We start from the raw sequence: 5,084 nt of genomic DNA, 5'->3' as shown, positions 1-5,084 counted from the left end.
TTCGAGGCCTCATTCAACCCCGCCCCCAACGTCCGGGTCGAGGGCGCAACCACCCAGGTCGACCGCTGAAGAGGAGACGACATGGGAAACCTGGACGGAACGGCGGCGCTGGTCACGGGCGGCGGCAGCGGGATCGGACTGGGGTGCGCCGTCCGGCTCGCCGAGCAGGGCGCCGCGGTCACCATCTGCGGGCGCACCGAGGACCGGCTGCGGGAGGCCGCCGCGAAGGCGGGCAGGGGCGTCGGGTACGTCGTCGCGGACGTCACCGACGACGCGCAGGTCGCGAACGCCGTCCGGACGGCGGCGGAGCGCGGGCCGCTGCGGACGGCCGTGGCGTGCGCGGGCGGGTCCAGCTCGATCGGGCCGATCGGGCACCTCGACCTCGACGCCTGGCGCGCGACGATGGAGCTGAACGCCACCGGCACCATGTTGACGATCCGGCACGCCTCCCGGGCGATGGCGGGCGCGGGCGGCGGCTCGATCATCGCGATCTCGTCCATCGCCTCGTCGAACACCCACCGCTGGTTCGGCGCGTACGGGGTGTCGAAGGCGGCCGTGGACCACCTCGTCCGGCTGGCGGCCGACGAGCTCGGCGGCGCGGGGATCCGGGTGAACGGGATCCGCCCCGGGCTGACCCGCACCGAGCTCGTGGCGGGCATCGCCGACACCGGCCCCGTGCTGGAGGACTACCTGGCCTGCATGCCGCTCGCCCGGGTCGGGGAGCCGGAGGACATCGCGGCGGCCGTCGGGTTCCTGGCGGGCCCGGACGCGTCGTGGATCACCGGGCAGATCCTCAACGTGGACGGCGGCCACCACCTGCGCCGGGGCCCCGACTACTCCTCGGTCTTCGAGCCGCTGTTCGGCGAGGCGGCGCTGCGCGGCCTGCCCGCGGAGGAGTGACCCCGGCGCGTCCGGCGGGTCAGCCGAGCCGCGCGGCGATGCGGCCATCGGCGCCCGCCTCCCCCAGCAGGCGGGCGAACGCGGCGTCCTCGCGCTCGCGGGCGCGCCGCACCTCCTCGCGCCGCGGCGCGAGGATCAGCTCCTTGGTGGCCACCAGCGACGCCAGCGGCTTCGCCGCGATCTCGCGGGCGATGCCGCGCGCGGTCTCCAGCAGCGTCTCCGCCGGGCAGGCGCGCAGCGCGAGGCCGCAGCGCACGGCCTCCTCGGCGGTGACCCAGTTCCCGGTGAACAGCGCGAGCGCGGCGTGCTGGTGGCCCATGCGCGCGGGCAGCAGGTAGCTGCCCGCCGCCTCGGGGACGACGCCCATCGCGGCGAACGGCGCCATCAGCCACGCGTGCTCGGCGATGAGCACCACGTCGCAGTGGCCCAGCATGGTGATCCCGAGGCCGACGCCGGAGCCGTTCACCGCCGCCATCAGCGGCTTGGGGAACTCGGCGAGCGCGTCCACGAGCGCGACGAACCCGCTGCCCATCTCCTGGTCCGAGCGCCCGGCGGCGTGGTCGCGGGCGATCTCGGCCATCTCCTTGATGTCGGTCCCGGCGGTGAAGGCGCGGCCCTCCCCCGTCAGCAGCACGACCGAGACGGCGTCGTCGGACGCGGCGTCCCGCAGCGCCCGCGCGGCGGCGTGGTACAGCTCCTCGTTGAAGGCGTTGGCCGCCTCGGGGCGGGCGAAGACCAGCGTCCGCACCGCGCCGTCGTCCTCGATCCGCAGCGTCTCCGTCATCGCCCGCTCCTCCTAGATCTCTCCCTGGAGATACTTGATACAATATTTGCCGCTCCGGCGCGGGCACCGGGCCCGGTGAGCGGGACGCCCGCCCACCGGTCGCGGACGGTCACCCCTCGCGGGCGGCCCGGACGTCGCGCAGCGCGACCGGCAGCGCCGCCACCAGCAGCGCCGCGGTGAGGACGAACGCCCACGGGTAGCCGGTCCACCCCGCGACGAGCCCGAAGCCGAGCGCGCCCGCGCCCATCCCGGCGTCGTAGGCGACGTTCCACAGCGCGCTGACCGTCCCGTACCCGGACCGCGGCACCCGCTCGTACATCAGGGCCAGCGTCGCGTTCTGCAGCAGCCCGAACCCGACGCCGAACACCGTCACCCCGGCGATCACCGCGAGGTCGTGCCGGGTGAGCGCGGTGAGCAGGACGCCGGCCGCCGACAGGAGCAGGCCGGGCGGGACCAGCCCGGCCGCCCCGCGCCGGTCGCCGATCCGGCCCGCCGCGACGCGGGCGACGGTCGAGGCGAGCGGCTGCAGGAACAGCGCCGCCGCGACGACCCCGGCGGACGCGGACGCGACGGCGAGCGGCAGGAACGTGACGATGATGCCGGCGACCAGCGCGGACGCTCCGAACACGAACGCGGGACGCGACAGCGCCGACGTGCGCAGCCCGGCGAGCATCCCGGCGGCCCGCCCGCCGCCGCGCTCGCCGTCCGGCAGCCCGGGCACGGAGGCGACCGCGACGAGGGCGGCGAGCCCCGCGGCGATGGCGACGGGCGTGAACCCGAAGTGCCGCGCCGACCACACGCCGAGCGGCAGCGCGCCGAGCGCCGGGGCGCCCGCGACGATGCCGACGAGCGCCAGCCCCTCGCCGCGCCGCTCGTCCGGGATCAGCGAGGCGGTCAGCGCCCCGCCCGCGACCACCGTCACCGCGAACCCAAGGCCGCGCAGCAGGCAGACCAGGACGATCCACGCCATGCTCGACGACGCCGTCAGCACGAGGGCGGGCGCGCCGAGCAGCACCAGCCCGGCGCCGAGCGCGGCCCGGTACCCGTACCGGTTCATGAGCCACGGGGTGCCGAACTCGCCGCACACGGTCGCGAGCATCAGCGCGCCGGTCGCCAGGCCCGCCGCACCGCCGCCCCCGCCCGCGCCCTGGGCGTAGAGCGGCGCCACCGACAGCAGCAGGTAGAAGCTGATCGCCGCGCCGAGCATGGACACGAACCGCAGCAGCAGCGGGCGGGTCACGAGGGCCGGTCGCGCCGCGGGGGCGGGGGCCTCCGGGCAGTGCGTCGTCGTCATGCCGATCACGCTACGGACCGGGCGGACCGCCGATAAGCTCCACTTCCATGCCGCTGGAGTGGTCCGGTTCGTCCCCCGAACTGTTGCTGGCGCTGGACCGGGCGTCCGCCGAGCCGCTGCGCTGCCAGCTGGAACGCCAGGTCAGGGACGCGATCCGGGGCGGGCGGCTGCGGGTCGGGGAGCGGCTGCCGTCCTCCCGGGAGCTGGCCCGGACGCTGGGGATCTCGCGCGGGCTGATCCAGGAGTGCTACGCCCAGCTGCGGGCGGAGGGATACCTCGCCACGCGGAGCGGCTCGGCCACCCGCGTCGCGGCCGGGGCGGCGCCCCCGGTCCCGGCGGCGCCCGCGCGGCCCGCTCCCCCGCCCGCCCGGCTGATCGCCGACTTCCGTCCCGGGGTGCCCGACCTCGGCTCCTTCCCGATGGCCGACTGGCTGTGGGCGGTCCGCGAGGCGGGGCGGGCGATCCCGACCGCCGCGCTCGACTACGGCGACCCGGCGGGCGCCACGGCCCTGCGCGAGGTCCTGGCCGGGTACCTGCGGCGCGTCCGGGCCGCGGCGGCGGAGCCGGACCGGATCGTCATCTGCTCCGGCCACGCCCAAGGGCTCGTGCTGGCGTTCAGCGCGCTGGCCCGGGCAGGGGTGCGGACGGTCGCCTACGAGGACCCCGGCGGCCCCCGCTCCACCGAGGCCGCAGCCGCGTGGGCGGGGCTGGAGGCGGTGCCGGTGCCGGTCGACGGGGACGGCGTCGACGTGCGGGCGCTCGCCGCCACCGGCGCCCGCGCGGTGGTCGTCACCCCCGCGCACCAGTGGCCGACCGGCGTGGTCATGGCCCCGCGCCGGCGCCTGGAGCTGATCGCGTGGGCGGCGGACCGGGACGCCATGATCATCGAGGACGACTACGACGCCGAGTTCCGCTACGACCGCGAGCCGGTCGGCGCGCTGCAGGGCCTCGCCGCCGACCGGGTCGTCTCGATCGGCACGGTGAGCAAGTCGCTGGCGCCCGCGCTGCGCCTCGGCTGGCTGCTCGCCCCGCCCTCGCTGGGCGCGGCGGTCCTGGAGCACAAGCTGCTCAACGACCGCGGCTCCCCGGCGCTCGACCAGCTCGCGCTCGCCCGGCTCATCGAGTCCGGCCGCTACGACCGGCACCTGCGCCGGATGCGGCCGGTGTACGCCGCGCGCCGGGCCGCGCTGCTCGCGGCGCTCGCCGAGCACGCGCCCGGCGTCCGGCTGACGGGCCTGGACGCCGGATTCCACGCCGTCGCGCACCTCGACGTCCCCGGCGGCGAGGCGGCGCTGGTCGAGGCGGCCCGCGCGCGCGGGGTCGGCCTGCACGGGATGAGCATGTGCCGCGCCGACGGCGGGGACACCCCGGTGCAGCTCGTGCTCGGGTTCGGCAACACCGGAGAGCGGGCCGTCCGGGCGGGCATCGCCGCCGTCGGCGACCTGCTCGCACCGCGCTGACCCGCGCTGACCGGCGCTGACCCGCGCCGGCAAGCGCCGACTCGTGCCGTCCATCTTCCGTCCATGGGTTCGCCGCCGGCCGTGTGGCACACTCGGGCCCGTGACCTCTGCAGCGCGCCGCCCCTCGGGAGAGCTGGAATCGGCGGTGCTCGAGACGATCTGGGCCGCCGAGCGGCCGCTGACCGCGCGGGACGTCCGCGTCGCCCTCGGCGACGGCCTGGCCCGCACGACGATCGCCACGATCCTCGCCCGGCTGCACGCCAAGGGGCTGCTGCTCCGGGTCCGCGCCGGGCGCACCTACGCCTACAGCGCCGCCGTGGAGGACACCGCGGCGCTCACCGCGCGCCGCATGCGCACCGAGCTCGACCGCAGCGGCGCCGAGCGGCCCGGCGTGCTGGCCCGGTTCGTCTCCGAGCTGACCGAGAACGACGAGCGGCTCCTCCGCGACCTGCTGGAACGCCCCCGCACGTCCGAGGCGTCCGAGCCGCCCGGGGCGCCCTAGCGGGTCTGCGCGTGCTCGATCAGCTGGTGCAGGTCGATCGCGCCGTCGTTGGCGGCCCACACCGACAGGACGACCAGCGCCGCCGTGGCCACGACGAGCCACCTGCGGCGCGGCGGCGGGGGCGCCAGCAGCGCGGCGACGCGG

Annotated in this window: 5 protein-coding genes; 3 read left to right on the top strand and 2 right to left on the bottom strand. The window is 77.0% G+C overall.

Features of this window, described 5'->3' with window-relative positions; genetic code table 11:
- The first annotated feature begins 81 nt into the window (after positions 1-81).
- Complete coding sequence (locus ABZ914_RS46255; RefSeq protein WP_500201020.1) at positions 82-900, top strand: SDR family oxidoreductase; 819 nt, start codon at positions 82-84, stop codon at positions 898-900.
- Positions 901-919: 19 nt separating this feature from the next.
- Here the strand turns inward: ABZ914_RS46255 and ABZ914_RS46250 are convergent, their stop codons facing one another.
- Both ABZ914_RS46250 and ABZ914_RS46245 read right to left on the bottom strand, forming a co-directional pair.
- The gene (locus tag ABZ914_RS46250) at positions 920-1,684 is read right to left on the bottom strand and encodes an enoyl-CoA hydratase/isomerase family protein (protein ID WP_500201019.1); all 765 of its coding nucleotides are present in this window, start codon (positions 1,682-1,684) and stop codon (positions 920-922) included.
- 109 nt (positions 1,685-1,793) lie between these two features.
- Positions 1,794-2,978, bottom strand: coding sequence for an MFS transporter (locus ABZ914_RS46245; protein ID WP_500201018.1), 1,185 nt, complete (start codon positions 2,976-2,978; stop codon positions 1,794-1,796).
- Between the two features lie 47 nt (positions 2,979-3,025).
- Between ABZ914_RS46245 and pdxR the strand changes: the two genes are divergently transcribed.
- Entirely contained in the window at positions 3,026-4,438 is a 1,413-nt protein-coding gene (pdxR, locus tag ABZ914_RS46240; protein WP_500201017.1) for a MocR-like pyridoxine biosynthesis transcription factor PdxR, read from the top strand.
- A 100-nt stretch (positions 4,439-4,538) separates the two neighbouring features.
- On the top strand, positions 4,539-4,940 hold the full coding sequence (locus ABZ914_RS46235) for a BlaI/MecI/CopY family transcriptional regulator (protein ID WP_190866753.1): 402 nt from the start codon (positions 4,539-4,541) through the stop codon (positions 4,938-4,940).
- Positions 4,941-5,084: the final 144 nt, after the last annotated feature.

The organism is Spirillospora sp. NPDC046719 (assembly GCF_040645715.1).
Classification (GTDB): Bacteria; Actinomycetota; Actinomycetes; order Streptosporangiales; family Streptosporangiaceae; genus Spirillospora.
This window is presented reverse-complemented; position numbering and strand designations above follow the sequence as displayed.

Excerpts from the sequence above, each read along its gene's own strand:
- ABZ914_RS46245 (WP_500201018.1), bottom strand. The coding sequence starts at position 2,978 with ATGACGACGACGCACTGCCCGGAGGCCCCCGCCCCCGCGGCGCGACCG.
- ABZ914_RS46255 (WP_500201020.1), top strand. The coding sequence starts at position 82 with ATGGGAAACCTGGACGGAACGGCGGCGCTGGTCACGGGCGGCGGCAGC.
- ABZ914_RS46250 (WP_500201019.1), bottom strand. The coding sequence starts at position 1,684 with ATGACGGAGACGCTGCGGATCGAGGACGACGGCGCGGTGCGGACGCTG.
- pdxR (WP_500201017.1), top strand. The coding sequence starts at position 3,026 with ATGCCGCTGGAGTGGTCCGGTTCGTCCCCCGAACTGTTGCTGGCGCTG.